Raw genomic sequence first — 334 nt, forward strand, 5'->3', positions numbered from 1 at the left:
AAAAGTTTACGTGAAAAGTTATTACTAGAATGGACATACAATACAAATGCAATTGAAGGAAACACGTTAACTATCAACGAAACGAAGGTAGTTCTAGAAGGAATTACTGTTGGCGGGAAAACGCTACGTGAACACTTGGAAGTTCTTAATCATCGGGATGCGATTCACTTCGTAGAGGAGATTGTACAAAAGGGTGAAGCTTTGTCGGTGTGTCAAATTAAGAATCTGCATCGACTTGTACTAAAAGGAATTGATGATGAATATGCAGGTGTATATCGGGACCAGCAAGTTTTTATTTCTGGTGCTAAACATATACCTCCAGCTCCCTTCCTCA

Annotated in this window: 1 protein-coding gene; it reads left to right on the forward strand. The window is 38.9% G+C overall.

What is annotated here, in order from left to right:
• Positions 1–334 (forward strand): Fic family protein (locus ACJ2A9_RS23885; protein WP_441424124.1); only part of this gene is annotated, 334 nt, incomplete at both ends.

The organism is Anaerobacillus sp. MEB173 (assembly GCF_052119505.1).
GTDB lineage: Bacteria > Bacillota > Bacilli > Bacillales > JBJMAU01 > JBJMAU01.